This is a genomic window from Saccharopolyspora sp., from assembly GCF_017434145.1.
GTDB lineage: Bacteria > Actinomycetota > Actinomycetes > Mycobacteriales > Pseudonocardiaceae > Saccharopolyspora_C > Saccharopolyspora_C galaxeae.
Genome location: NZ_JAFRFW010000889.1, coordinates 1 through 2,315, shown reverse-complemented (window position 1 = coordinate 2,315; position 2,315 = coordinate 1). Strand labels below are relative to the sequence as shown.

General features: G+C 71.9%; 3 protein-coding genes. All 3 read left to right on the top strand.

From position 1 onward, the window contains the following. Positions 1-730: deoxyribose-phosphate aldolase (locus tag IJH84_RS24075; protein WP_295149380.1), on the top strand; the 730-nt coding region annotated here is incomplete at its 5' end. A 47-nt stretch (positions 731-777) separates the two neighbouring features. Next, positions 778-1,659 (top strand): 5-deoxy-glucuronate isomerase, encoded by an 882-nt coding sequence (gene iolB, locus IJH84_RS24070; protein WP_295149377.1) that lies wholly within the window; start codon positions 778-780, stop codon positions 1,657-1,659. Continuing rightward, positions 1,659-2,315 (top strand): thiamine pyrophosphate-binding protein (locus tag IJH84_RS24065; RefSeq protein ID WP_295149374.1); only part of this gene is annotated, 657 nt, incomplete at its 3' end. The genes iolB and IJH84_RS24065, both read left to right, overlap by 1 nt.

The following is a 2,315-nucleotide window of genomic DNA, read 5'->3' as shown; positions in this document are numbered from 1 at the left end:
GCTCGGCGCAGGCGACGACGCGCTGGCGATGGCGAACCGGCTGGACCTGCTGGAACGGCTGTGCGTGGCGCTGCAGCGGCCCGGAGTGGACGGCGTGCTGGGCACCTCGGACGTGCTCGACGACCTGCTGCTGCTGGGTGCGCTGGAGAACAAGGTCGCGATCGGTTCGATGAACCGCGGCGGCCTGGCAGGCGCGTCGTTCGAGCTGGACGACCGGTTCACCGGCCACCGGGCCCAGGACATCGAGCGGCTGCGCTTCGACGGCGGCAAGTTGCTGCTGCGCCTGGACTACGCCGACGCGGGTTCGCTGGCGACGATGACCGGGGCCGCGCAGGCGGTCAACGAGCTCGCCGAGCGCGGGCTGATGGCGATGGTCGAGCCGTTCCTGTCCCGGCGGGAAGGCGGCAAGGTGCGCAACGACCTGTCCGCGGAAGCGGTGACCCGCTCGATCTCGATCGCCTCCGGGCTGGGCGGCACCTCGGCCTACACCTGGTTGAAGGTGCCGGTGATCGACGACATCGACCGGATCGGGCCGGTGATGGAGTCCACGACGCTGCCCACGGTGCTGCTCGGCGGCGAGGTCGCCGCCGACCAGGACGCGACGTTCGAGCGCTGGCACAAGGCGCTGCGGCTGCCGAACGTGCACGGCCTGGTGGTGGGGCGCAGCCTGCTGTACCCGCCGGACGGCGACGTGGCGTCCGCTGTGGACACCGCGGTCGGCTTGCTGTGAACGGGAATCCACAACGACTTCGGCGCAAGACAGGATTGGAGCGGGTCTTGGCGGACAAGAGCTTCTACCTCCCCGCGGGCTCGGCCGCGCGCGGCGACTACGCGGTGCACGTCGACCCCGCGTCGGCCGGGTGGGGCTATTCGTCGCTGCGCGTGCTCGACCTCGCCGCGGGCGAGCAGCACGAGTTCGGCACCGGCGAAAGCGAGTGGATCGTGCTGCCGCTGTCCGGCAGCTGCACGGTGCACTGCGACGGCGAAGCGTTCGAGCTGCACGGCAGGCAGAGCGTCTTCCGCGGAGTCACCGATTTCGCCTACGCGCCCCGCGACGCGCAGGTGCGGATTTCGTCCGCAACGGGCGGAAAATTCGCGCTGACCGGTGCCCGCTGCGAGCGGCGGCTGCCCGCGCGTTACGGCCCGGCCTCGGAGGTTCCGGTGGAGCTGCGCGGCGCCGGGCAATCCAGCAGGCAGGTCAACAACTTCGGCGCGGCGCACGTGTTCGAGGCGGACCGGCTGATCGCGGTCGAGGTGCTCACCCCCGCGGGCAACTGGTCGTCGTTCCCGCCGCACAAGCACGACACCGAACGCGACGGCGAGTCCGCGCTGGAGGAGATCTACTACTTCGAGCTCGACGGCGGCTCGGACGCGATGGGCTACCAGCGCGTCTACCCGTCCGGGCCGCACAGCGAGACCGACGTGCTCGCCGAGGTGCGCGGCGGTGACGTGGTGCTGATCCCGGACGGCTGGCACGGCCCGTCGATGGCGGTGCCCGGCTACGACATGTACTACCTCAACGTCATGGCCGGTCCGTCGCCGGACCGGGCGTGGCTGATCTGCGACGACCCCGCGCACGCGTGGGTGCGCGACACCTGGGCGCAGCTGCCGGTGGACGCGCGGCTGCCGCTGTACGCGGCTCCGGAAGGAGAGCGGTGATGAGCACGCGACGGCTCACCGTCGGGCAGGCGCTGGTGCGGTTCCTGACGCAGCAGCACTCCGAGCGCGATGGCGTGCGGACCCGGTTGATCGCCGGATGCTGGGGAATCTTCGGGCACGGCAACGTGGCCGGGGTCGGCCAGGCGCTGCTGGAGGATCGGGAGCTGCCTTACGTCCAAGGCCGCAACGAGCAGGCGATGGTGCACGCCGCGGTCGGCTACGCGCGCCAGAGCGGGCGGATGTCGGCCTACGCGTGCACCACCTCGATCGGCCCGGGCGCGACGAACCTGGTCACCGGAGCGGCGCTGGCTTCGATCAACCACCTTCCGGTGCTGCTGCTGCCCGGCGACGTGTTCGCGACCCGCCCGGCCGATCCGGTGCTGCAGCAGCTCGAAGTGCCGCACGCCCGCGACGTGTCGGTGAACGACGCGCTGCGCCCGGTCTCGCGCTACTTCGACCGGATCTGGCGGCCCGAGGCGCTGATCCCGTCCGCGCTGGAGGCGATTCGGGTGCTCACCGACCCGGCCGAGACCGGCGCGGTCACCCTCGCGCTGCCGCAGGACGTGCAGGCCGAGGCGTTCGACTGGCCCGAGGAGTTCTTCGCCGAGCGCGTCTGGCCGGTGCGCCGCCCCCGCGCCGACCCGGAGTCGCTGCGC